At 64.7% G+C, this 23,335-nt stretch carries 19 protein-coding genes; 2 read left to right on the top strand and 17 right to left on the bottom strand.

The features are described from left to right. Nucleotides 1–46 precede the first annotated feature (46 nt). The 4 genes from BX591_RS07470 to BX591_RS07455 form a co-directional block, all read right to left on the bottom strand. Complete coding sequence (locus tag BX591_RS07470) at nt 47–1,228, bottom strand: acetyl-CoA C-acetyltransferase (RefSeq protein ID WP_111930030.1); 1,182 nt, start codon at nt 1,226–1,228, stop codon at nt 47–49. 183 nt (nt 1,229–1,411) lie between these two features. Further along, complete coding sequence (phaC, locus tag BX591_RS07465) at nt 1,412–3,259, bottom strand: class I poly(R)-hydroxyalkanoic acid synthase (protein WP_111930029.1); 1,848 nt, start codon at nt 3,257–3,259, stop codon at nt 1,412–1,414. Between the two features lie 622 nt (nt 3,260–3,881). Next, nucleotides 3,882–4,739, bottom strand: coding sequence for a peptidoglycan editing factor PgeF (gene pgeF, locus BX591_RS07460; RefSeq protein ID WP_111930028.1), 858 nt, complete (start codon nt 4,737–4,739; stop codon nt 3,882–3,884). Continuing rightward, nucleotides 4,736–6,079, bottom strand: a complete 1,344-nt coding sequence (locus BX591_RS07455) for an RluA family pseudouridine synthase (protein WP_111930027.1) — start codon at nt 6,077–6,079, stop codon at nt 4,736–4,738. The genes pgeF and BX591_RS07455 overlap by 4 nt, the downstream gene beginning before the upstream one ends. A 38-nt stretch (nt 6,080–6,117) precedes the next feature. Between BX591_RS07455 and BX591_RS07450 the strand changes: the two genes are divergently transcribed. Continuing rightward, nucleotides 6,118–6,978, top strand: coding sequence for an outer membrane protein assembly factor BamD (locus BX591_RS07450; protein ID WP_111930026.1), 861 nt, complete (start codon nt 6,118–6,120; stop codon nt 6,976–6,978). A 179-nt stretch (nt 6,979–7,157) separates the two neighbouring features. Here BX591_RS07450 and rlmD read toward each other — a convergent pair whose 3' ends face one another. From rlmD to surE, 6 genes are all read right to left on the bottom strand, one after another. Next, the gene (rlmD, locus tag BX591_RS07445; RefSeq protein WP_111930025.1) at nt 7,158–8,576 is read right to left on the bottom strand and encodes a 23S rRNA (uracil(1939)-C(5))-methyltransferase RlmD; all 1,419 of its coding nucleotides are present in this window, start codon (nt 8,574–8,576) and stop codon (nt 7,158–7,160) included. Between the two features lie 107 nt (nt 8,577–8,683). Then, nucleotides 8,684–9,460, bottom strand: coding sequence for a 3'-5' exonuclease (locus tag BX591_RS07440; RefSeq protein WP_111930024.1), 777 nt, complete (start codon nt 9,458–9,460; stop codon nt 8,684–8,686). Nucleotides 9,461–9,464: 4 nt separating this feature from the next. Further along, nucleotides 9,465–10,547, bottom strand: a complete 1,083-nt coding sequence (gene rpoS, locus BX591_RS07435) for an RNA polymerase sigma factor RpoS (RefSeq protein ID WP_111930023.1) — start codon at nt 10,545–10,547, stop codon at nt 9,465–9,467. An 11-nt stretch (nt 10,548–10,558) separates the two neighbouring features. Further along, on the bottom strand, nt 10,559–11,482 hold the full coding sequence (locus BX591_RS07430) for a peptidoglycan DD-metalloendopeptidase family protein (RefSeq protein ID WP_111930022.1): 924 nt from the start codon (nt 11,480–11,482) through the stop codon (nt 10,559–10,561). A gap of 5 nt (nt 11,483–11,487) precedes the next feature. After that, complete coding sequence (locus tag BX591_RS07425) at nt 11,488–12,591, bottom strand: protein-L-isoaspartate(D-aspartate) O-methyltransferase (RefSeq protein WP_111930021.1); 1,104 nt, start codon at nt 12,589–12,591, stop codon at nt 11,488–11,490. Beyond that, entirely contained in the window at nt 12,588–13,346 is a 759-nt protein-coding gene (gene surE / locus BX591_RS07420; RefSeq protein WP_111930020.1) for a 5'/3'-nucleotidase SurE, read from the bottom strand. Before surE ends, BX591_RS07425 begins: the two co-directional genes overlap by 4 nt. 291 nt (nt 13,347–13,637) lie before the next feature. Between surE and BX591_RS07415 the strand changes: the two genes are divergently transcribed. Then, on the top strand, nt 13,638–14,612 hold the full coding sequence (locus tag BX591_RS07415; protein WP_111930019.1) for an NADPH:quinone oxidoreductase family protein: 975 nt from the start codon (nt 13,638–13,640) through the stop codon (nt 14,610–14,612). Between the two features lie 71 nt (nt 14,613–14,683). Here the strand turns inward: BX591_RS07415 and BX591_RS07410 are convergent, their stop codons facing one another. From BX591_RS07410 to dnaX, 7 genes are all read right to left on the bottom strand, one after another. After that, entirely contained in the window at nt 14,684–15,508 is an 825-nt protein-coding gene (locus BX591_RS07410) for an ABC transporter permease (RefSeq protein WP_111930018.1), read from the bottom strand. A 94-nt stretch (nt 15,509–15,602) separates the two neighbouring features. Beyond that, a complete protein-coding gene (locus tag BX591_RS07405; protein ID WP_111930017.1) occupies nt 15,603–16,415 on the bottom strand; it encodes an ABC transporter ATP-binding protein in 813 nt (270 codons plus the stop codon). A gap of 130 nt (nt 16,416–16,545) precedes the next feature. Then, complete coding sequence (locus BX591_RS07400) at nt 16,546–17,583, bottom strand: ABC transporter substrate-binding protein (RefSeq protein WP_111930016.1); 1,038 nt, start codon at nt 17,581–17,583, stop codon at nt 16,546–16,548. Between the two features lie 149 nt (nt 17,584–17,732). After that, nucleotides 17,733–19,007, bottom strand: a complete 1,275-nt coding sequence (locus tag BX591_RS07395; RefSeq protein WP_111930015.1) for a CaiB/BaiF CoA transferase family protein — start codon at nt 19,005–19,007, stop codon at nt 17,733–17,735. Nucleotides 19,008–19,073: 66 nt separating this feature from the next. Next, complete coding sequence (gene recR, locus BX591_RS07390; RefSeq protein ID WP_111930014.1) at nt 19,074–19,670, bottom strand: recombination mediator RecR; 597 nt, start codon at nt 19,668–19,670, stop codon at nt 19,074–19,076. Between the two features lie 255 nt (nt 19,671–19,925). Continuing rightward, complete coding sequence (locus tag BX591_RS07385) at nt 19,926–20,252, bottom strand: YbaB/EbfC family nucleoid-associated protein (RefSeq protein ID WP_007182071.1); 327 nt, start codon at nt 20,250–20,252, stop codon at nt 19,926–19,928. 92 nt (nt 20,253–20,344) lie between these two features. After that, nucleotides 20,345–23,167 (bottom strand): DNA polymerase III subunit gamma/tau, encoded by a 2,823-nt coding sequence (gene dnaX, locus BX591_RS07380; protein ID WP_111930013.1) that lies wholly within the window; start codon nt 23,165–23,167, stop codon nt 20,345–20,347. Nucleotides 23,168–23,335 lie beyond the last annotated feature (168 nt).

Here is a 23,335-nt window from a genome sequence, read left to right as displayed (position 1 = left end):
CCGCACGACACACCTGCTGTTGAACCCGAACCCGAACTCGAACCCGTTAATCGCGTTCGATCGCCAGCGCGACGCCCATGCCGCCGCCGATACACAGCGACGCCAGACCCTTCTTCGCATCGCGCTTCTGCATTTCGTGCAGCAGCGTGACGAGAATCCGGCAACCGGACGCACCGATCGGATGGCCGATCGCAATCGCGCCGCCGTTCACGTTGATCTTCGACGTGTCCCAGCCCATCTGCTGATTCACCGCGCACGCCTGGGCGGCGAACGCTTCGTTGATTTCCATCAGATCGAGGTCGGCCGGCGTCCAGCCCGCGCGCTCGAGACAGCGGCGCGAAGCCGGCACCGGGCCCATGCCCATCACCTTCGGATCCAGACCCGAGGTGGCGTATGCCTTGATGCGCGCGAGCGGCTTGAGGCCGAGCGCCTCGGCCTTCTTCGCCGACATCACCAGCACCGCGGCGGCGCCGTCGTTCAGACCCGACGCGTTGGCGGCCGTCACCGACCCTTCCTTCGAGAACGCCGGCTTCAAACCCGCCAGCGATTCAGCCGTCACGCCGTGGCGCACGAATTCGTCGGTCGCGAAACGCAGCGGCTCGCCCTTGCGTTGCGGAATCTCGACCGGCACGATTTCGTCGTCGAAACGGCCGGCCTTCTGCGCGGCTTCCGCCTTGTTCTGCGACGCCGCGGCAAACGCGTCCTGCTGCTCGCGCGTAATGCCGTATTCCTTGGCGACGTTTTCCGCCGTCACGCCCATGTGGTACTGGTTGTAGACGTCCCACAGACCGTCGACGATCATCGTGTCGACCAGCTTGGCGTCACCCATGCGGAAACCGTCGCGCGAACCCGGCAGCACGTGCGGCGCGGCGCTCATGTTTTCCTGGCCGCCGGCAATCACGATGTCGGCGTCGCCCGCGATGATCGCGTTGGCCGCCAGCATCACCGACTTCAGGCCCGAGCCGCACACCACGTTGATCGTCATGCCCGGCACGGCATTGGGCAAGCCCGCCTTGATCAGCGACTGACGCGCCGGATTCTGGCCGGAGCCCGCGGTCAGCACCTGACCCAGAATCACTTCGCTCACCTGCTCGGGCTTCAGACCGGCACGTTCGAGTACGGCACGGATCACCGTGGCGCCAAGCTCGGGCGCGGCGATCTTCGCCAACGACCCGCCGAATTTGCCCACTGCCGTACGGGCGGCCGATACGATCACAACATCAGTCATTTCTATATCCTCCGGGCAAGCCAGCCAACTGCGCCGCAGCCCGTCAAGTTAAAAATCTCGTTGCTCAATCTCGCAGCACTTGCGCTCTTACTCGTTCAGTTTCAATCGCGCGTGTTGCAGCTTCCGCAAACTCCACGACCTCTGCAACGGCGCGCAACACCGCGCCGTAACACGCGGCCAAACCTACTCCCGTTGCCGCACGTAACGTCCCGGCGCCGGTTCGATGACCGGATAGTCCGCCGAACCGGCCGCCGCGCGCGGCTTAACCTTTTTGCCGCCGTACTGGTCGAGCCACGTGGTCCATTCGGGCCACCAGCTGCCAGGCACTTCCGTGGCCGCCTCGAGCCATGCGTCGGCGCTTTCCGGCAGCGTCTTCGCCTCGCCTTCCAGCATCCAGAAATTGCGCTTCTTCTTGGCCGGCGGATTGATCACGCCCGCGATGTGACCCGACGCGCCGAGCACGAACTTCAACGGCCCGCTCAGCAGCGGCACCGACGCATACGCCGTTTGCCACGGCACGATATGGTCTTCGCGTGAACCGTAGATGAAGGTCGGCACATCGATCTTCGACAGATCGACCGGCTCGCCGCAGGTGGTCAACGCACCCGGCTCGCGCAGACGATTCTCGAGATACGTATTGCGCAGATACCAGACGTACATCGGGCCCGGCAGGCTGGTCGAGTCGCTGTTCCAGTACAGCAGATCGAACGGCACCGGCGTGCGACCTTTGAGGTAGTTGTCGACGACGTAGTTCCACACCAGATCGTTCGGCCGCAAAAACGAGAACGTGTTGGCGAATTCGATGCCGCGCATGAGTCCCGGCGCCGAGCCGTTCTTGCCGCCGATGGTCTGCTCGCGCATCTGCACATGCTGCTCGTCGACGAACACGTCGAGCACGCCGGTGTCGCTGAAGTCGAGCATCGCGGTGAGCAGAGTCATGGACGCCGCCGGATGTTCGCCGCGCGCCGCGGCCACTGACAAGGCGGTGGCGAGCATCGTGCCGCCGACGCAGAAACCGAGCGTGTTGATCTGCTCACGGCCGCTGATCTTGCTGACCGTTTCGATAGCGCGCAGCACGCCCTCGCCGATGTAGTCGTCCCACGTTTTATGCGCGATCGATTGATCTGCGTTGCGCCACGAAATCAGGAACACCTGGTGCCCCGAATCGAGCCCGTGCGCGACCAGCGAATTCTCCGGCTGCAGATCGAGGATGTAGAACTTGTTGATGCAAGGCGGCACGATCAGCAAAGGTCGCTCGCGCACTGTGGCCGTGCGCGGCTTGTACTGGATCACCTGCATCAGCTCGTTTTCGAATACGACCGAGCCTTCGGTGTTCGCGAGGTTCTCGCCGACCACGAAACGCGATTCGTCGGTCTGCGAAATCTTGCCGCGCTGCAAATCGCCGAGCAGGTTCATCACGCCCTGGCGCAAGCTCTCGCCCTTGCTGTCCAGCAAGGTTTTTTGCGCTTCCGGATTCAACGCGAAGAAGTTGCTCGGCGAGGCCGCCGCGGTCCACTGCTGGACGGCGAAACGAACCCGCTCGCGCACCTTCGGATCGGTGTCGAGCGCGTCGACCATTTCCTGAAGATAGCGCGCGTTCAACAGATACCAGGCGGCGGTAAATGCGTAGGCCGGCGCCGCGCTCCATGCCTCGGAACTGAAGCGGCGATCCTTGAGTTCAGGTGCCTTGACGGTAGACGACGTGGCCTGCTGGATCAACTCCAGCGCCTCGCGCGAATAATCGGCCTGCAGCTTTTGCAGCCGCTCCGAAGGAATCGCGGCGCTCGGGATATTCAAGCCGGCAAACGACGGCAGCGACGGCATGCCGCCCGCGGCCAGCTTGCTGAAGTCGGGCATGCCCGGGAATGCGGGCATTTGCGGCAATCCGAATCCCGCCATGGGCGGCACGCCCATTTGCGGCAGGTTCGGCATAGTGGGGATCTGCGGCATGGCGAACGGCATGCAGTTGCCGCCAGGCTGCGTACCGACCGAACGCCACGCATTCATCCACAGGTCGAATAATTGCTGCATGCCTGCGCCCGGCGTTGCACCGCTCGTACCGGCCTGCTGCGTCTGCTCCTTCGAGGAGTCCGTGCTGGGGGAAGCTGAGAAATGTGATGCTGCCATGCCTGCTTTTGACCGGTAAGTCCTTGCGGACGGGTTGAGAGGCAGGTTCGTGCGCAAGTGGGCGATTGCTCGCGACCTCGTCACGCCCTGTCCTGCACGAGGAGCCGTGAGGAACATTCTTGCTCCCCATCGCAAGGCATGTCAATGCTTGTTCCCGATTTTGCCGCAGTGCGATAGTTTTTTAATTATCGTTTTCCCTGTGTAGAAGATCGCGCTTTTGCGGCATGAATCAAGCGAAGTGTTAAGAAGCGAAAAAAGCTCCCATGGAGCATGGGCTTATGTGCATTTATCCATTCACATGCGGCGCTATTTTGCGGCGTTTTGCGCTGGCGCAGGGAATTCCGGCAGTGCAGCAAAATAGCGCGCGACGTCTCCGAACAAACCCTCATACGCAGGCCCGTAGGACCCAAGCTGCGTGCTTTCCGGCAGACGTACCACCGGATTCCAAACGCAGCACGCCCGCATGATCGCGCCGCTGGAACGAGGCGTGGTCATGCGGGCGTGCGTGGCGGGTTTTTCTTCTGAACTAGTCGGCGATGGCCGGCGCCTGGTCGTCCAGCCAGATCAGCGCGGCCATGCGGCCGGTCTCGCGATCGCGACGATAGGAATAGAAACGATCGCGTTGCGTGACCGTGCAAAGATCGCCGCCGATCACGCGCGTCACGCCGAGCCGCTGCAAACGCAAGCGCGCCAATGCCGGTAGATCGGCGAGGTATTTGCCCGGATTGTGCGGATGTTCGACGAACGCATTCGCCGTTGCATCGCGTTGTGCGCCGTCCACGCCGTTCATGAAGGCGTCACGCACGTCTGGGCCGACCTCGAATGCATCAGGCCCGATCGACGGCCCCAGATAGGCATGCAATGCGCCGGTCTCGACACCCGCAAGTTCGGCGACGCGCCGTGCCGCCTGTTCGACGATGCCGGCGGCCAGACCACGCCATCCCGCGTGCGCTGCACCGACCGCGCGGCCTGCTTCGTCGCAGAACAGCACCGGCATGCAGTCGGCCACCATCACCACGCAGACGGTGCCGGGGCGGTCGGTGATGCTGGCATCGGCGCGCGTCGGCGCATCGCTTGCGTGACGCTGCGCCAGCACGTCTTCCGCCCGCACGATCCCCGCGCCGTGAATCTGCTCGAGCCACGCGGCCTCGCTCACGCCGGCGAGCGCCAACAGCCGCGCGCGATTGACCGCGACCGCAGCCGGATCGTCGCCGGCTTTCATACCCAGATTCAAGCCGCCGGGCTGATCGGCGCCGTCCTGCCAACGGCCGAACGGCGGCAGGCTCACGCCGCCGTTGCGCGTGGTGACCAGCGCACGCACGCGCGGCGACACGTTCCACGCGGGCTGCACGACGTCGGCAAAGCTCAGTTCCGGCACGCTCATGCGCGATCGTCCTTGTCGGGGTGACCGGCTTCGTCCTGATCGTCGCCTTGGTCGCCGTGGTCGTCATGTTCGCCGTCGTGATCGTGGTCATCGTCGGCGTCGTCATGGTCCTCGTGGTCGAGCGCGCCGTCTTCGTCGGCATCGCCGTCGAGCGAGTCGTCGTAGTCGTCGTCCTCGTAGTAGGTCTCGTCGAACTCGCCCGCGTCGTCGCGCCCGAGACCCAAGGCCACCGACAGCGCCTCCATGTCCTCCGGCACATTGGCGCGCCAGTTCATCGTGCGGCCGGTTTTCGGATGGGTCAGCCCCAGCCGCCACGCATGCAGCGCCTGCCGCGCGAAGCCGCCGGGCAGCGGCTTGACCGAGCGCTTGCCGCGCGCGTGCCCGTACACCGGATCGCCAAGCAGCGGATGCCCGATATGCGCGCAATGCACGCGAATCTGATGAGTCCGACCGGTTTCCAGATCGCAGGTAATCGCGGTCACCGGCTGGCGCTCCCAGATCGCCGTTTCGACGCGCCGGAAATGCGTGCGCGCCGGCTTGCCCGTCGCGCCCGTCACCACCGCCATGCGCGTGCGTTCACGCGGATCGCGGCCGATCGGCGCGTCGATCGTGCCGCTCTCGGGCATGTTGCCCCACACCAGCGCGAGATAGCGGCGCTTCACTGTGTGCGCCTGCAACTGGCGCACCAGGTCGGTTTGCGCCTCGAGCGTGCGCGCCACCACCATCAGCCCGGAGGTTTCCTTGTCGAGCCGGTGCACGATGCCCGCGCGCGGCAAGCCCGCCGCCGCGTCGCCGTAGCGGTACAGCAGGCCGTTCAGGAGCGTGCCGCTCCAGTTGCCGGCGGCCGGATGCACGACCATGCCGGCCGGCTTGTTGATGACCACCAGCGTATCGTCTTCATAGACGATCTCGAGCGGCACCGGCTCCGGTGTGAACGCAAGCTGTTCGGGCAGCAGATCCGGCACGAGTTCGATGGTCGCGCCGAGCGGCACCGGCTGGCGGATCTTCGCGGGCTTGCCGTCGATCCGCACGCGCTCTGCCTCGATCCAGCTTTGCAGCCGGTTGCGCGAGAACTCGGGAAATACCCGCGCCAGCACCTTGTCGAGCCGGTCGCCGGCCATTTCGTCGGGCACGACGATGTGGCGCGGGGTCTCGTCCGTGACGCGGTTAGCCACCGTCGGCACGAGGCTTTGCGGGTCGGCGGCGTCTAGCGCGTCGCTGCCGAGATCGTCGTCGAGGGAATCGACGCCCAACGCGTCGGAGGGGTCGGCGCTTACGCTATAATCTTTGTTGCTATTCCCGGCACCGGTTGCGGTACCTGGAGTATTTGAGCGGGTCATTGAGTCTGGGTCACCTGGACGTAAAGCTAGACTGGAAAATGCGAGCCTTGAACACCATTACTAAAGCGGCGATCAATTTGGCGGCCATCAAGAAGGCGGCCCGTAAAGTGGCCGGATACATTGCGTGTGCCGCAGCCGTCGCCGTTGTTGCGGCTTGTCACGGCCTGCCGGAGAAGACCGACGAAACGGCAACGTGGAACAACAACAAATTATATACGGAGGCGAACGACGCCTTGACCGGTGGTGATTTCGGCAAGTGCGCGAAGTACTTCGAAATGCTCGAGGGGCGCGACCCGTTCGGCCACTTCGCGCAGCAGGCGCAGATCAACGTGGCGTACTGCAACTGGAAAGATAACGAAAATGCCGCCGCCGACCAGGCGATCGACCGCTTCATCCAGTTGCACCCGGATCACCCGGACATTGCCTACGCGTACTACCTGAAGGGCATGATCCACTTCAACGACGACCTCGGTCTGTTCGGCCGCTTCTCCGGTCAGGACATGAGCGAGCGCGATCCGAAGTCGCTGCGCGAATCGTATGACGCGTTCAAGGTCGTGGTGGACAAATACCCGAACAGCAAGTACGCACCGGACGCCGCGCAACGCATGCGCTATATCGTGAACGCGCTGGCGTCGCACGAAGTCCACGCGGCGGATTACTACTACCGCCGTGGCGCGTATGTCGCCGCGATCAACCGCGCGCAACTGGCGCTGACGCAATACAAGAATGCACCGGCTATTGAAGACGCACTGCACATCATGATGCTGTCATACCAGAAGCTGAACCAGCCGCAACTGGCCGAAGACACCAAGCGCGTGCTGGCCGGCACCTTCCCGGATAGCCCGTACATCACGGGCCATGCAAGGCCGGGCAAGGAAAAGTCGTGGTGGCAGTTTTAATCCACACCATGGCACGCTGACCCTTAACCTCAGTAGGGAATAAAAAACGCCACGACCCAGGTCGTGGCGTTTTTGCTTTTGCGGCGGGCGTGGAACGCTCGCAGGCCTTACGGCACGACGGTCAGCGCGAGCTAGCGGCCCGTTCGGGCGGTTCAGCGGTTGTTCAGCGGCAGCGCCGCTCAGTCCCGCTCGAACAACGCTATCGACTCCACATGCGAGGTATGCGGGAACATGTTCACCACGCCCGCGCCCACCAGCCGGTAACCGGCATCGTGCACCAGCAGCCCGGCATCGCGTGCGAGCGTGGCGGGCGCGCAGGACACGTAGACGATGCGCTTCGGCAGCGGTCCATTGCCGCTTTGCGCAATCTCCGCGAGCGCGCGGGCGACGGCCAGCGCGCCTTCGCGGGGCGGGTCGATCAGGAATTTGTCGAAGTGGCCGAGCGCGCGGAAGTCGTCGGCGGTGACTTCGAACAGGTTGCGGCACGCAAACGACGTATGTTCCGCCACACCGTTCAGCCCCGCGTTCTGCAGCGCGCGCGAGGTCAGCGCCTCACTGCCCTCGATCCCCACCACTTCCCGCGCGATCCGCGCAAGCGGCAGCGTGAAATTGCCGATCCCGCAGAACAGATCCAGCACCCGGTCGGAGCGCGCCGGCGCCAGCAGCCGCAACGCGCGACTGATCAGCACGCGGTTGATCGCGTGATTCACCTGGGTGAAATCGGTCGGCTTGAACGGCATGCGGATGCCGTATTCCGGCAGCGTGTAGTCGAGCTGCTGGTCGAGCGGATAGAACGGCGCGGCCGTTTCCGGGCCGCCCGGCTGCAGCCACCACTGCACCTTGTGCTGGTCGGCGAAATCGCGCAGAACCTGCTCGTCGGCCTCGGTAATCGGCGCCAGGTTGCGCAACACCATGGCGGTAACCGACGAACCGACCGCCAGTTCGATCTGCGGCAGCCGTTCGTAGATCGACAGCTTGCGGATCATGAAGCGCAGCGGCATCAGCATGGCCGATATGTGCGGCGGCAGCACCTCGCAGGTCTTCATGTCGGCGATATCGCTACTTTTCTTCTCGTGGAAACCGATCCGCATACCGCCCTTTTCGGGCAGGAAACGCACGGCCAGACGGGCCCGATAGCGATAACCCCAAGCCGGGCCGTGAATCGGCCGGAATACGGTTTCCGGCCGCAGCTTCGCCAGATGCTGCAGATTGTCCTCGAGCACGCGCTGCTTGACGGCGACCTGCGCGCGAATATCCAGATGCTGCATCGAACAGCCGCCGCAGCTATCGAAGTAGCTGCATTTCGGCTGGGTGCGGATCACGCTTTCGCGCAATACCTGCACGACCTCCGCCTGCTCGAATTTCGCCTTGCTGCGGTGCGTCGAATAGCTGACGCGCTCGCCGGGCAATGCGCCTTCGACAAAAATCACCTTACCGGGCGTGCCGTCTTCGGTCTCGACGCGACCGACGCCGCGCGCTTCCATATCGAGCGACACGATTTCGATGACCGGCTCATGGCCGGTAACGACGAGTGCGGGCGCCGCACGGGACGGCTTGTGTCGCTTCGGCGAGCGACGATGGGGGGCAGTTCGGGACACCTGCGACTTCCTGACAAACTTGGGGGAAGGCGAGATTGTAGACGAAGCGCCCGCCTTGCCAGCGATTCGGGAAACGAAGCGGAAACAGCGAGCGGGCGAGCGGCCTGCTACTGCTCGAACGCCGCCAGATACTCGGCCCACTGCGGCGCCGGCTCCTGCGCGAGCGCATTTTTCACCAGATTGATTTCGTCGGCGTACTCTTCGGCGGAAAACGCGCCGCGAATCAACTGGAACCGGCAATACAGCAGGTAGGTATTCACCACGTCGGTCTCGCAGTAATTGCGGATTTCCTCGATCCGCCCTTGCTGGTACGCGTGCCACACCTGGCTGCCGTCCATGCCCATCTTGCCGGGGAAGCCGCACATTTTGGCGAGCGCGTCGAGCGGCGCGTTGGCGCGCGCCTGGTACATGGCGAGCACGTCCATCAGATCGGTGTGACGCGCATGGTAGCGGCTGATGTAGTTGTTCCACTTGAACTCGCGGTCGTCTTCGCCGAGATCCCAGAACCGCGGCGCGGCAATGCCGTTGACCAGCGCCCGGTAGTTCAGCACCGGCAAATCGAAGCCGCCGCCGTTCCACGACACGAGCTGCGGCGTGTACTTCTCGATCACGCGATAGAACGATTGCACCAGCGCGGCCTCGCCGTCCTGCAGCGTGCCGAGCGAGCGCACGCGAAAGCCGTTGTTGTCGCGGAAAACGCAGGAAATCGCCGCGACCCGTTGCAGGTGATGCGGCAGGAAATCGCCGCCGGTCTTTTCACGGCGCGCGGCGAACGCGTGCTCGGCGACTTCGGCGTCGCTTAGTGTGGCGGGCAAATCTTCGAGGCGGCGAATGCCGGCGACATCGGGAATCGTCTCGATGTCGAATACAAGAATCGGTGTCATCAGGTTAGAGAACGGCGTCCTTGCGAACGCCATTGGAGGCGAAGAAGCGCTTCAAACGCACCAGCGCTTCCTGTTGGATCTGGCGCACACGCTCGCGCGTGAGGCCCATTTCGTCGGCCAGCTCTTCGAGCGTGGCGGGTTCGATGTGGTTGAGCCCGAAGCGGCGCTCGATCACATGACGATGCTTGTCCGACAGCCGCGCGAGCCACGCCCGCGTCAGCGTTTCCAGTTCGCGATGCTGCACCTCGGCGTCCGGCGACTGGCTTTGGTCGTCGGACAGCAAGTCGAGCAGGCTGCTGGCCGGATCGAGATCGAGCGGCGCGTCCAGCGACGCGGTGTGCTCGTTCAGCGCGAGGATGTCGGTGACTTCGTCGGTGGTCTTGCCGGTCAGATAGGCGATGTCGTCGATGCTGGCGTCGCGGCGCTCGGCCGCCTCGCCGGAGTTCATCGAATTCTTTTCCAGATGGCGCTTGGCGCGCAGCACCTGATTGAGCTCGCGAATCACGTGAACAGGCAAACGCACGGTGCGCGCCTGGTTCATGATCGCGCGCTCGATACTCTGGCGGATCCACCAGGTGGCGTAAGTCGAAAAGCGGAAGCCGCGCGTCGGATCGAATTTTTCGATTGCGTGCATCAAGCCGAGATTGCCTTCTTCGATCAGATCGAGCAGCGGCACGCCGCGGTTCAGATAACCCTTGGCAATGCTGACCACGAGCCGCAAATTACGTTCGATCATGACCTGCCGCGCGTCGAACTCGCCAGCCTTGGCAAGACGCGAGTATTTCTGCTCTTCCTCGACGGTAAGCAGCGGCTTGACGCTAATGCGGTTCAGGTAGTGCTGAATGGTGTCGGCCGTCAGCTCGGCTTGCAGTAACGCGCGGAAATCGTCGGCGTCGGGTGCGGCTTCGGCCGCGCCCTCACGGGCGTCGCCGCCCTCTTCCGCACCACTCTGGCGTTCGTCGAGATCGTGCTCTTCGGCGATCTCTTCTTCCACTTCCGAAGCGCCGCTTTCGTCCACCGAAGCGGATACAGCTTGGCTGGTCTTCCCAGACTCGGCTTGCGGCGGGCGGCGCTTCGTTTTCGGCATGGTCGTTTCGCTTATTGCGGCGGCAAATACTTCAGTGGGTCGACAGGTTTACCCTGCCGGCGAACTTCGAAATGCAACATCACGCGGTCGGAATCGCTATTGCCCATCTCGGCGATCTTCTGCCCCTTCGTTACCGCGTCTCCCTCTTTTACCATCAAAGCGCGGTTGTGTGCATACGCCGTGAGATAAGTTGCATCATGCTTGATGATAATGAGATTGCCGTAACCCCGCAGCCCATTTCCGGCATAGACCACGCGGCCATCCGCCGATGCTTTCACCGGATCGCCCGCCGCGCCGCCGATATTGACGCCCTTGTTGGTCGAATCGTTGAAAGTACCCAGCAGCGGTCCGCGCACCGGCCATGCGAAGCTCACGTTGCCGGTCGCGGCGCCCGAATCGCTGGCGGCGCCGGGCGCCGGCGGCGTGAGCGACGCGTTGTTCGCGCCCGAACCATAGATCGGCGGCGCAGCGACGCCCGCGGCCGCGCCCGGCGGCGTGCTGCCGAGCGGTGCGCTTTGCACCGCGCCGCCGTTGCCGATCGGCGCGGTCGACACGCCCGGCGTCAGCGCCGCGGTGTTGGCACCCGGCGGCACCACGCGCAGCAACTGGTCCACTTCGATCTGATTCGGGTTGGTCAGATTGTTCCACGTCGAGATGTCGCGATAATTCTGGCCGTTTTCCAGCGCGATCCGATACAGCGTGTCGCCCGGCTTCACCCGATAGTAGCCCGGCGGCGGCGGCCCGAGCGGCACCGGCGGCTGCGCAGCCTGCGTACCGAGCGCGCCGCTGCCGGAGCGATCGATCACGGGCGCCTGGTCGAGCCTCGTCGCGCATGCCGACATCAGCAGGGACAAGGCGAGCACGCACACGCTACGCTGGGTTACGGTCATCGGGACATTCAGGCTGGTTCTTTGCATGGCGCGCAACATACTCATCGGTGTTAAATCACTCCGGATTTTAAGGGGACAAAGAAAACGCGATCAAGCCGTGACTCGCGCCATTGCGCGGGCCCGGTCCGCTCGACCAGAGTCAGCACCTGATTCTGGCCTTCCTGCGAGCCGACCGGCGCAACCAGGCGGCCGCCGATCGCGAGTTGTTCAAGTAATGCCTGCGGTACGTCGAGCCCCGCCGCGGCGATCAGGATCGCGTCGAAAGGCGCCGCCGCCGGCAAGCCTAGCCGCCCGTCGCCGTAATGCAGGCGAATGTTCGGAATGCGCAACGGACGCAAGTTTGTCTTGGCGCGTTCGGACAGCGGCTTGATGCGTTCGATCGAGTAAACCTCGCGCGCCACCTGGCTCAGCACCGCCGCCTGGTAACCGCAACCCGTGCCGATTTCGAGCACGGTGTTCAACGCACGGCCGGCCGCGGCCAGTTCGATCATTCTCGCGACCACCGAAGGCTTGGAGATCGTCTGGTGATGACCGATCGGCAACGCCGCATCTTCGTAAGCCTGGGCCGCGAGGCCCGGATCGACGAACATGTGGCGCGGCACCACCGACATCGCGTTCAACACGCGCTGATCGGTCACGCCGTTCGCACGCAGGCGTTCGACCATCCGTTCGCGAACCCGTTCCGAAGTCAGTGCCAGGGCGCCGTTCAGCGCCACGTTCGGCGCGGCGCCGCGCTCGCTCGCGCGGGGCTTTACCGACGGCGTCGGATGTGAAACCGCGCGCGTGCTCACCCCCGGCATGGCGGGTTTGAGCGGCGCTTTGGTTGACGCCGCAGCTTGCGGCTTAGGCGAAGTGACGAGTGGGGACGGTACCTGCGGCTTGGCCTGCACGGGAGACTGAACCTGCACTCGTGCCTGCACCGTCGCATGCGGCTTAGCTTGCGGTTTCGCTTGCGAAATAGCTTGCGGTTTCGCTTGCGCCTTGCCACCGCCCCCAGCCGGCGACTTCTTCGCCGGCTGGGGCCGCGCGTTCAGCACCGCGCTCGCGGCCAACGCCGCCGCGCGCATTTCGCCCGGGCGCCCTTCGGGCCGGCGCGGTTCACGCACCAGGTCCTCGAGGCCGAGCGGAAAACGCTTGGCGCGCTCGCTGGTCATGAAGCGCTGCTGCCGGCGCGCAGCCAGTCGCGCGCCGCAGGCAGCATTTGCGTGTGGGTCAAATCGAGCTGCAGCGGCGTGATCGAGACGTGGCCATTGGCGACGGCGTGAAAGTCCGTCCCTTCGCTCGCGTCGCGCGCGCTGCCCGCCGGACCGATCCAGTAGATCGGTTCGCCGCGCGGGTTGGTCTGGCGGATGACCGGCTGCGACGGATGCCGCTTGCCCAGACGCGTGATCTGCCAGCTTTTGAGCTGCTCGTAAGGCAGATTGGGAATGTTGACGTTCAGCAGCGGATGCCCGGCCAACGGCTGCGCGAGATAATGCGCGACGATCTCGGTGGCGACGCGCACCGCGTCGTCGAGATGCACCCAGTCCTTGTCGACCAGCGAAAACGCGATGGCCGGCACGCCGAACATGATGCCTTCCGTGGCGGCGGCGACGGTGCCCGAATACAGCGTGTCTTCGCCCATGTTCTGACCGTTGTTGATGCCCGAGACCACGAGGTCGGGCGTATGGTCGAGCATGCCGGTCAGCGCGATATGCACCGAGTCGGTGGGCGTGCCGTTCACGTAATAGAAACCGTTCGCCGAACGCAGGACCGAGAGCGGCCGCGACAGCGTCAGGGAATTCGACGCGCCGCTGCAATTCTGTTCGGGTGCCATCACGGTGACGTCTGCGATCGGCTTGAGCGCTTCGTAAAGCGCAGCAAGGCCTGGCGCCAGATAGCCGTCGTCGTTGCTGAGTAGGATTCGCATGCGGCGATTGTAACCGAGGAAAGATGGCGCGCGGACGACACGGCGGCCCGTGTTCGCTCTGTCTACGCCCGGTGTTGGCCCCGTCGTCGCCTCTATACACGACGCACGCTCGAAGGCCGTGACACGCCGTCTCGGGTAGCGTGATCGCAAGCGTCTCGAACGCGTCCGCACATTCGAGCGCGAACCACTCAAGGATAAAAACGTACGATCGTGCGGATTGTTTTACACTCGACACGCTGGCCACGCCTCGAAGAAAATCCCCCGTCAGACCCCGATCGAAATGGAGACACGATGCGCGCGATTCGCTGTAACCAATACGGCCCGCCGGAGAGCCTGGTCGTCGACAATCTGCCGGACCTCGAAGCGCCGGCCGGTCACGTGGTGATCGACGTCAAGGCCGCCGCCGTCAATTTCCCCGACGTGCTGATCATCGAGAACAAATACCAGTTCAAACCGCCGTTGCCCTTCACGCCCGGCTCGGAAGTCGCCGGCGTGGTGCGCGCGGTCGGCGCCGACGTGACCCAGTTCAAACCCGGTTCGCGCGTGGTCGCCTTCACCGGCCAGGGCGGCTTCGCGGAGCAGGCGCTGGCGCCGGCCGCCGCGTGCGTGCCGCTGGCGGACGACGTCGAATTCGACGTCGCCGCGGCCTTCACGCTCGCGTATGGCACCTCGCATCACGCGGTGGTCGATCGTGGCGCCTTGCAGGCCGGCGAGACGATGCTGGTGCTCGGCGCGGCCGGCGGCGTCGGTCTCGCCGCGGTGGAAATCGGCAAGGCGCTCGGTGCGCGCGTGATCGCGGCGGCCTCGAGCGACGAGAAGCTCGCCACCTGCGTGAAGCATGGCGCGGACGCCACCATCAATTACAGCACCGAAGACCTGCGCGAGCGCATCAAGGCGCTCACCGACGGCAAAGGTCCGGACGTGATCTACGACCCGGTCGGCGGCATCTACGCGGAGCCGGCGTTCCGCAGCATCGGCTGGCGTGGCCGCTATCTGGTGGTCGGCTTCGCCAATGGCGAGATTCCGAAGCTGCCGCTCAATCTGACGCTGCTCAAGGGTGCGAGTCTGGTGGGCGTTTTCTGGGGCGACTTTGCCAGGCGCGAGCCGCAGCGCAATCATGCGGCGTTCCAGCAGATGACCCAGTGGATTGGTGAAGGCAAGCTCAAGCCGTATGTGTCGGCGCGCTATGCGCTGGAGGACACCGGCCGCGCGTTGCGCGATATGGCCGAGCGGCGTGTGATCGGTAAGGTGGTGATTACGCCCTAGCCTTCGGGCGGTTGCCGGGCGGCGCCGGTCGAAGACCGCGCGCCGTTTTCTTGTGCCCGCCGTCGTTGCGCCTAAAGCTTTTCCGTGTCGCCCGATTTCGGTTGCCACTTCATCAATCGCCGCTCGCCGACGCCGACGATCGCATCGAGAATCAGCGCGAAAGCGGTCAACACCAGAATCCCGGCGAATACGGTGTTGATGTCGAAGGTGCCCTCGGCTTGCAGAATCAGATAGCCGACGCCGCGCGCCGAGCCCAGATACTCCCCCACCACCGAGCCGACGAACGCCAGCCCCACCGACGTATGCAGGCTGGAAAACACCCAGCTCATCGCGCTCGGCAAATACACGAAGCGCAGCAACTGCTTGCGGTTCGCGCCCAGCATGCGCGCGTTGGCGAGTACCACCGGGCTGACTTCCTTCACACCCTGGTAGACGTTGAAGAACACGATGAAGAACACCAGCGTGACGCCGAGCGCAACCTTCGACCAGATGCCCAGCCCGAACCAGACGCCGAAGATCGGCGCGAGAATCACGCGCGGCATCGAGTTGGCGGCCTTGATGTACGGATCGAACAGCGCGCTCGCGAGCGGCGACAGCGCGAGCCACAAACCAACGCCGAGCCCGAGCGCGGTGCCGAGCGCGAACGCGAGCACGGTCTCGACCAGCGTGATCCACAGATGCAGATAGATCTCACCGCCCGTGAACCACTCCCAGATGCGCTGCAGCACCTTCTGCGGCTCGCCGAAGAAGAACGCGGCCTTGTTCGGATCGTCGAAATAGAACGGCGGCAGCAGCGTCGGACTGGTCAACACGTACCAGAGCACGAAGCACAGCACCAGCAGCAGCCATTGCCAGATCACCAGATTCGCCCGGTTCGGGCGCAACGTCTTCCACATGACTCGGTTTGCCTTCGACGATTGATTAGCTCAGGTTCGGACGCCCATGTCGCGCGCTGGTTTTACCCAGGCGCCGCACCAGCCGCGCCTGCTCTTAAACGGCGGTCAGTTGCTGCTGATAACCCTTCAGAACCTCATCGCGCAGCACGCTCCAGATCTGCGCGTGCAATTCGACGAAACGCGGATGCGCGCGTATTTCGGCAACATCGCGCGGACGTGGCAGATCGATCGTGAATTCACCGATCGGATGCGTGCCCGGTCCTGCCGACAGCACCACCACGCGATCCGACATTGCGATGGCTTCGTCGAGATCGTGCGTGATGAACAGCACCGCTTTACGTTTTGCCGCCCACAGGTCGAGCAATTCGTTTTCCATCAACTGGCGCGTCTGGATATCGAGCGCGGAAAACGGCTCGTCCATCAGGATGATGTCGGGATCGAGAATCAGCGTCTGCGCTATCGCGACGCGCTTGCGCATGCCGCCCGATAACTGATGCGGATAACGGTCGCCGAAACCGCCGAGACCAACGCGTTTCAACCACTCGTCCGCTTTGGCGCGCGCTTCCAACGGCGGCACGCCGTGAAACGCGAGGCCTGCCATCACGTTGTCGATCGCGGAGCGCCACGGCATCAGCGCGTCCGCCTGGAACATGTAGCCGGCACGGCGATTGATGCCCTTGAGCGGCTCGCCGAACACACTGACCGCGCCCGACGACGGCCCGAGCAGACCGGCGCCGATATTCAGCAGCGTGGACTTGCCGCAACCGGTCGGGCCGACCACCGAGACGAACTCGCCCGGGGCAATGTGCAACGTGGTGTCCTTCACGGCGGTGTAGCGCTGCGCACGGCTGTCGCGCGCAGCGAACGTGCAGGTGATGTTGTCGAGCGCCAGGGCGGCAACGGTCATCGTTCAGCTCGCTTGTTCGGAGTTCGGTTGGGGCGCGGGAAGTCGTGGTGGCGTCGTTGCGTCGTGGCCGCTTGCGCAACGCGCAACGGCAGCGCACGTCGCCGCCTCGGCCTCGTATACGTCGCGGCGTTTACGCCTTGACGGTCGCCAGCGCTTTTTTCACGAAGTCGTTGGTCCACGTCTTCGACAGATCGATCGGCTTGCCCTGCACGGCCGGGTCGAACGCCTGCAAGGTCTTCAACGAGGTCGCGGGACCGTCGGCGGGCATCAGGCCGTCCGGCGACATGGCTTCCTTCACGTGCTGCCACGCGTCCAGATAGACCGCGCGGTCGCCAAGCAGATAGCCTTCCGGCACCGTGTTGATCAACTCGCTGCCGGTCGCCGTTTGCAGCCACTTGAGCGCGCGCACCATCGCATTGGCCAGCGCCTGCGTGGTATTCGGATTCTTCGTGATGAAACTCTGCGACGCGTACAGACAGCCCGCCGGCATGTCGCCGCCAAATACGCTACGCGTATCGGCCAACGTGCGCGTATCCGACACAACGCGAATCTCGCCGGTGCGTTCGAGCTTGGTCATGACCGGATCGAGATTGGCGATCGCATCGATCTGCCCCGACTGCAATGCGGCGATCGCGCCGGCGCCCGCGCCCACACCGATAAACGCGACGTCTTTCGCGCTCAAGCCGGCCTTCGCCAACACGAAGCTCGCCATGATCGAGGTCGACGAACCCGGCGCGGTCACGCCGATTTTCTTGCCCTTCAGATCGGCGATGGACTTGTAATTCGGCAATGTTTTCTTCGACACCGCCAGCACGATTTGCGGCGCGCGGCCCTGCAGCACGAATTCGCGGAACATCTGCTTCTGCGCCTGCAACAGCAAGGTGTGTTCGAACGCGCCGGATACCACGTCCGCACTGCCGCCCACGGCCGCCTTCAAGGCTTGCGAGCCGCCCGCGAAATCGGAGATTTCGACCTCGAGCCCTTCGTCCTTGAAGTAATTGCGGCGCTCCGCAATGGTGAGCGGCAGGTAATAAAACAGATTCTTGCCGCCGACCGCGATCGCTACTTTCGACGTTTCAGGTTTGCCCTGCGCAAAGGCGAGCGACGGGACGCCGAGCGAGGCGCCCGCAAGCGCGGCGGTACCGGCGAGGAAGGATCTGCGTTGCATGGTCTTGTGTCTCCAAACTTTTGTTGTCCGGTTTTTCTTTTTACCGCGACGCGCGTGGGCGCCGCGTTTGAATCTGGGTTCGTTTGACTGCTCGCGCGCAACCGGTTGCGGACGCGCGCTTCCCGACAGCGCGCTCGACCCCATCGCGTTCAGACGATCTGTTGCGCGTGCAACCTTGCAATGTCGTCTGCATCATAACCTAGCGATTGCAGGACTTCATCGGTATGTTCACCCAGTTCGGGACCCAGCCAGCGCGTTTCGCCGGGGGTTGCCGAGAGCTTCGGCGTGACCGCGGGCAGCGTGATTTCCTGGCCGTCCTGCCACTTGAAGCGCTGGATCATCTGACGCGCCATGAACTGCGGATCGGTGAACATGTCCGCGACGCTATAAATGCGGCCCACCGGCACGTCGGCGGCATTCAATACTTCAAGCGCTTCGTCGATGGTGCGCGTGGCGAGCCAGGTGGCGATCGCGGCGTCGATTTCCAGCGTACGCGGCACGCGTCCGTCGTTATGCGCGAGGCCGGGGTCGTTCGCGAGATCGTCGCGTTCGATCGCCAGCATCAGGCGCTTGAAGATCGGATCGCTATTGCCGCCGATCACGATGCTGCCGTCGCGGCACGGATACGTATTCGACGGCACGATGCCCGGCAACGACGCGCCGGTACGCTCGCGCACCATGCCGTACACGCCGTACTCCGGCACCACGCTTTCCATCATGTTGAAGACGGCCTCGTACAACGCGACGTCGACCACCTGCCCTTTGCCGCCGTTCACCTGCTTGTGGTGCAGCGCCATCAGCGCGCCGATCACGCCGTGCAGCGCGGCGATCGAATCGCCGATCGAAATGCCGATGCGCGGCGGCGGCAAATCCGGATAGCCGGTGATATGGCGCAGGCCGCCCATCGATTCGGCGATCGCACCGAAACCGGGCCGGTCGCGATACGGTCCGGTCTGGCCGTAGCCGGACAGACGCACCATCACGAGGCCCGGATTTTCCGCGGACAGCACGTCATAGCCGAGCCCGAGTTTCTCAAGCAATCCCGGTCGAAAATTTTCGACGACGATATCCGCTTCTTTCGCCAGACGCCGCACGATTTCCTTGCCCTCTTCGGCCTTCAGATTGATCGTGATGGATTTCTTGTTGCGCGCCTGCACGGCCCACCACAACGACGTACCGCCGACTTCCGGATAAAGCTTGCGCCATTTGCGCAGCGGGTCGCCGCCCTTCGGGTCTTCGATCTTGATGACCTCGGCGCCGAACTCGCCGAGAAAGCGCGCGGCGAATGGCCCGGCGATCAGTGTGCCGAGCTCCAGCACCTTGACGCCCGCGAGCGGGCCGGCGGGGCCTTGGGATTGGGTGGTTTCGGCGCCGGGAATGTCTTCGGGCGCGGCGTTCGCGGTTGATTCGGGAGTGGCGCTCATGGGTCTCCTTGTGCTGATCTGGGCTGCGGCTCTGCCGCGCTCCTACCGCGCAACGCGGCGCGCGCGTTACATCGAGCGGCGGTCGAGCATCGCGCGGGCGATCGTGCCGGCGTCGACGTATTCGAGTTCGCCGCCCACCGGCACGCCACGCGCCAGACGCGTAACGGCGAGACCGCGCGCCTTGAGCGTTTGCCCGAGGTAGTGCGCGGTGGCTTCGCCTTCGTTGGTGAAATTGGTGGCCAGCACGACTTCCTTGACGATGCCGTCCGACGCGCGCCTGACCAGCCGGTCGAAATGAATTTCCTTGGGACCGACGCCGTCGAGTGGACTGAGCCGACCCATCAGCACGAAATAGAGACCGCGATACGTCATGGTCTGTTCGAGCATGATCTGGTCGGCCGGCGTTTCGACGACGCACAGCAGCGCGGGATCGCGCTCCTCGTCGAGACAGACCTCACAGATCTGCGCCTCGGTAAAGGTGTTGCACTTCTCGCAGTGCTGCAGGTGCTCGGTCGCAAACAGCAGCGAGCGGCCGAGTTTTTCAGCGCCGTCGCGGTCGTGCTGCATCAGGTGGTAGGCCATGCGTTGCGCCGATTTCGGCCCGACACCGGGCAGCGCGCGCAGCGCTTCGACGAGCGCCGATAAGGCGGAAGGTTGTTTCATGCGGATCGGCGTCGAAGTGGGATGGCCCGGGTGGGCGGATCACGATGCGTTTGCGGCGATCGGTTTCTACCATTGCGGCTGGGTTCGTCTTCGAGGCACGCACGATGCGCACCTCCGGCGAACCGCGGCCGGCTTGTGTCCAGCCGGAGCGCGCGCGCCGCGCATGCTGCACTACCGGCATGCGCGGTTTGCGCGTTCCGTTCGCGCCGTGGCGGCGACAGCCGCGGCGCCTACTCCGCCTTGCAGCGGCGTCGTTCAGAACGGCAGTTTGAAGCCCGGCGGCAGCGGCAGGCCCGAGGTCATGCCACCCATTTTTTCCTGGGCGGTGGCTTCGGCCTTGCGCACGGCGTCGTTAAACGCGGCGGCAACGAGGTCTTCCAGCATGTCCTTGTCGTCGGCAAGCAGGCTCGGGTCGATCGAGACGCGGCGCACGTCGTTCTTGCAGGTCATCGTCACCTTCACGAGACCGGCGCCCGACTGGCCCTCGACTTCGATCAGAGCGAGTTGCTCCTGCATCTTCTTCATGTTTTCCTGCATCTGCTGGGCTTGCTTCATCAGCCCGGCGAGTTGACCTTTCATCATGGACATGCTCCTTCTAGATAGCGTGAAATTCGGGAATCGGGTGCGTTCTGCACGTTAGGGTCTGTTGGCTTACCGGCTTAACGCGCGGCGAATCAGTGGACCGACGGCGCGCCGGCGGGGCCCGCGTCCGGCGTAATCGGGCGGATCGAGCCGGGCACGATGCTCGCGCCGAACTCGCGGATCAGCGACTGCACGAACGGATCGGCGCCAATCTCGCGCTCCGCTTCCTGCTGGCGCTGCGCGCGCGTCGCGGCGTCGTGCGCGGCGGCCGTGCGGCGAGCCGCACCGACTTCGACCAGCACCTCGACATGGCGGCCGAGCTTGTCGGCAAGCGCGCTTTTCAGTTTGGCGACCTGCGACGCTTCCGCGTACTGTGGCACCGGCACGTTCAGTTTGAGCGTGTTGCCTTCGAGCGCCATCAGTTCGCTGTTGAATGCGAGCTGATAGGAAATACCCTTGAGCGGGAGGTCGACGGCCAGCGCCGGCCAGTCGCCGTTGAAACCCAATGGGTCGAGCGGCACGGCGGGCGGCAATGGACGCTTGTCGATCACCGGAGCCGCCGACGGAGCGGGCGCGACGTTCATGCGCACGTCGTCCGGACCGCTGTCGAAGACCGGCATGTAGTTGTCGTCCGGCGGGCCGTAGTAGCCGTCGTCCGAGGCCGACAACGGCACGTAGTCGTCGGGCGGCATGTCGTCCCAAGGGGGCACCGCCGAACCGTTCTGCTCGGCGCCGCTGCGTTGGGCGCCATCGCGTTGAGCGGCCGACGCCACGCGGGCGGCCGGAGCGGCCGGCGCGGCGTCTTGCTGCGCAACGCGGCGCGGTGCGCCCGGCGTCGGCACCGGAACGACGACGCGCGGCGCCGCCGGTTTCGGCGTGGGCGCGGCGGCTGCCGCAGCGCGGCCACGATCCGACGACACTTTCAAACCGGCGCTGCGCAGGACGTCGAGCGCGGCGCTGGCGCCGCCGGCACGACGCGGCGGCATGCCCGCGGCGGGCGACGGTTCCTGCGACGCGGCGGCGGACGCCGCCTCTTCCGCGCGTGCGAACGCGGCGGCTGCAGGTGCGGTTGGTGACGACGCGGGTTGTTGGTCGTCGACAGCGGACGCGCCCGAGGCTTGTGCCGCCTCTGCGGCGCCGAGGTCGCCGGATGCCGCCGGCATTTCCATGGCAGCCGGGACGCCATCAGCAGACGCGGCGGCTTCGGACATAGCCAGCACGTTCACGCCGGACGCCGCGGGGATATCCGGGGCAACCGGAGCGCTGGGGTTATACGCTACGGAGACTTCTGAAGGAACCGTGGCATTGGCGTTAGACGCTGCAGAGTCTTCAGAAGGGACCGTGGCTTCGATGTCGGATACCGCCGAGACTTCCGCCTCGGCCTTGACGCTCAGACCGGACGCCGGGGAAACATCCGTTGCGGTCGCGACGTTCTCACCTAAGGCCGCTGGTGTTGCGGTCGCGGAAGACTCAACGGGCGCATCGTCCCACGGAGCCAGCGGAACTGCCTCCGCAGCGCTTGCGGACACCGCTTCGGTTGTCGATGCCGCCGGCGCGGCCACCATGCCGGGCGCGGCATGCGGCGTTTCCATCGCGCGATGGGTCTGCGCTTCGTCACTCGACACCGGCGCGGCCATCGTTTCGTGCGAACTCGCCGCCGACAACAACGCCGGCGCCACGGCCGCCGTCGACATGCGCTCGGCCGCGATCGAAGAGCCCAACGCTCCCTGCTGCGCGGCCACCGCCGGCGCACCGGCGCGCCGTGCACCACCCGCGCCCGCCGCACCACCCGCACGGCCCGCACCCGCCGCGCCGCCACCGCCGCCCGTAGGCGCCGGTTCGAACGCCAGCATGCGCAGCAAGGTCATCGTGAAACCGGCGTATTCGTCAGGCGCGAGGCCCAATTCGCCGCGGCCGATCGTGGCGATCTGATAAAACAGTTGCACGTGCTCGGCGCTGAGCGCGTCAGCGAAACGGCGCAGATCGGCAGCCTCCGGCCATTCGTCCAGCACCGACGACGGCGCGAACTGCGCCCACGCGATTCGATGCAGCAAGCTCGCCAGATCCTGCAACGCCGTCGAGAACGACAGGCTGCGCAGCGCCATTTCGTCGGCGACCGCCAGCACCGCTGCGCCGTCGCCGTCGGCAAGCGCATCGAGCAGGCGAATCAGATAGCTTTGATCGAGCGCGCCGAGCATGCCGCGCACCGCTTCTTCATTGACCTGATTGGCCGAGTAGGCGATCGCCTGATCGGTTAGCGACAGCGCGTCGCGCATCGAGCCGTCGGCGGCACGCGCGAGCAGGCGCAGCGCCTGCGCGTCGAAGGGCACCTTCTCTTCGCCGAGAATGTGCTCGAGATGCGTGACGATATGGCCGGCCGGCATCTGCTTCAGATTGAACTGCAGACAGCGCGACAACACCGTGACCGGAATCTTCTGCGGGTCAGTGGTGGCGAGAATGAACTTGACGTGCGCGGGCGGTTCTTCCAGCGTCTTCAACATCGCGTTGAAGGCGTGGTTGGTGAGCATGTGCACCTCGTCGATCATGTAGACCTTGAAGCGCGCGTCGACCGGTGCATAAACCGCGCGCTCCAGCAGCGCCGCCATTTCGTCGACCCCGCGATTACTCGCCGCGTCCATCTCCACGTAATCGACGAAACGCCCCTCGTCGATCTCGCGGCACGCGCGGCACACGCCGCACGGCGTGGACGTCACGCCGGTTTCGCAATTCAGCGCCTTGGCGAAGATGCGCGACAGCGTGGTTTTGCCGACACCGCGCGTACCGGTAAACAGATAGGCATGGTGCAGACGGCCGCCGTCGAGCGCGTGCGTGAGCGCGCGCACCACGTGCTCCTGTCCGACGAGCGAAGCGAAATCCTTCGGCCGCCATTTGCGTGCGAGAACTTGATAGGTCATCCGGAAATTGTATCAGTAACGATGCCGCGCAAAACCGATTCGCGACGGCGCGCGAACGTGCGTGACCGCTTCATTGAAACGGGCTAACGGAGCAATAGAAAAAAATAGCGGGGACGAGCGGAAAACGTGTTTGCGGCCTCACGGCATGCATGAGAATTGCGGCATTAC

Origin of the sequence: Paraburkholderia bryophila, assembly GCF_003269035.1 — a bacterium.
GTDB classification, from domain to species: Bacteria; Pseudomonadota; Gammaproteobacteria; order Burkholderiales; family Burkholderiaceae; genus Paraburkholderia; species Paraburkholderia bryophila.
Note: the sequence above shows the minus strand (reverse complement) of the source record. Positions and strands in the feature narration are given on the sequence as shown.

What these genes read in the sequence shown, in the direction of transcription:
- BX591_RS07470 (WP_111930030.1), bottom strand. Translation starts at nt 1,228, where the DNA reads ATGACTGATGTTGTGATCGTATCGGCCGCCCGTACGGCAGTGGGCAAA.
- phaC (WP_111930029.1), bottom strand. Translation starts at nt 3,259, where the DNA reads ATGCAGCAATTATTCGACCTGTGGATGAATGCGTGGCGTTCGGTCGGT.
- pgeF (WP_111930028.1), bottom strand. Translation starts at nt 4,739, where the DNA reads ATGAGCGTGCCGGAACTGAGCTTTGCCGACGTCGTGCAGCCCGCGTGG.
- BX591_RS07455 (WP_111930027.1), bottom strand. Translation starts at nt 6,079, where the DNA reads ATGACCCGCTCAAATACTCCAGGTACCGCAACCGGTGCCGGGAATAGC.
- BX591_RS07450 (WP_111930026.1), top strand. Translation starts at nt 6,118, where the DNA reads ATGCGAGCCTTGAACACCATTACTAAAGCGGCGATCAATTTGGCGGCC.
- BX591_RS07440 (WP_111930024.1), bottom strand. Translation starts at nt 9,460, where the DNA reads ATGACACCGATTCTTGTATTCGACATCGAGACGATTCCCGATGTCGCC.
- rpoS (WP_111930023.1), bottom strand. Translation starts at nt 10,547, where the DNA reads ATGCCGAAAACGAAGCGCCGCCCGCCGCAAGCCGAGTCTGGGAAGACC.
- BX591_RS07430 (WP_111930022.1), bottom strand. Translation starts at nt 11,482, where the DNA reads ATGAGTATGTTGCGCGCCATGCAAAGAACCAGCCTGAATGTCCCGATG.
- BX591_RS07425 (WP_111930021.1), bottom strand. Translation starts at nt 12,591, where the DNA reads ATGACCAGCGAGCGCGCCAAGCGTTTTCCGCTCGGCCTCGAGGACCTG.
- surE (WP_111930020.1), bottom strand. Translation starts at nt 13,346, where the DNA reads ATGCGAATCCTACTCAGCAACGACGACGGCTATCTGGCGCCAGGCCTT.
- BX591_RS07415 (WP_111930019.1), top strand. Translation starts at nt 13,638, where the DNA reads ATGCGCGCGATTCGCTGTAACCAATACGGCCCGCCGGAGAGCCTGGTC.
- BX591_RS07410 (WP_111930018.1), bottom strand. Translation starts at nt 15,508, where the DNA reads ATGTGGAAGACGTTGCGCCCGAACCGGGCGAATCTGGTGATCTGGCAA.
- BX591_RS07405 (WP_111930017.1), bottom strand. Translation starts at nt 16,415, where the DNA reads ATGACCGTTGCCGCCCTGGCGCTCGACAACATCACCTGCACGTTCGCT.
- BX591_RS07400 (WP_111930016.1), bottom strand. Translation starts at nt 17,583, where the DNA reads ATGCAACGCAGATCCTTCCTCGCCGGTACCGCCGCGCTTGCGGGCGCC.
- BX591_RS07395 (WP_111930015.1), bottom strand. Translation starts at nt 19,007, where the DNA reads ATGAGCGCCACTCCCGAATCAACCGCGAACGCCGCGCCCGAAGACATT.
- recR (WP_111930014.1), bottom strand. Translation starts at nt 19,670, where the DNA reads ATGAAACAACCTTCCGCCTTATCGGCGCTCGTCGAAGCGCTGCGCGCG.
- BX591_RS07385 (WP_007182071.1), bottom strand. Translation starts at nt 20,252, where the DNA reads ATGATGAAAGGTCAACTCGCCGGGCTGATGAAGCAAGCCCAGCAGATG.
- dnaX (WP_111930013.1), bottom strand. Translation starts at nt 23,167, where the DNA reads ATGACCTATCAAGTTCTCGCACGCAAATGGCGGCCGAAGGATTTCGCT.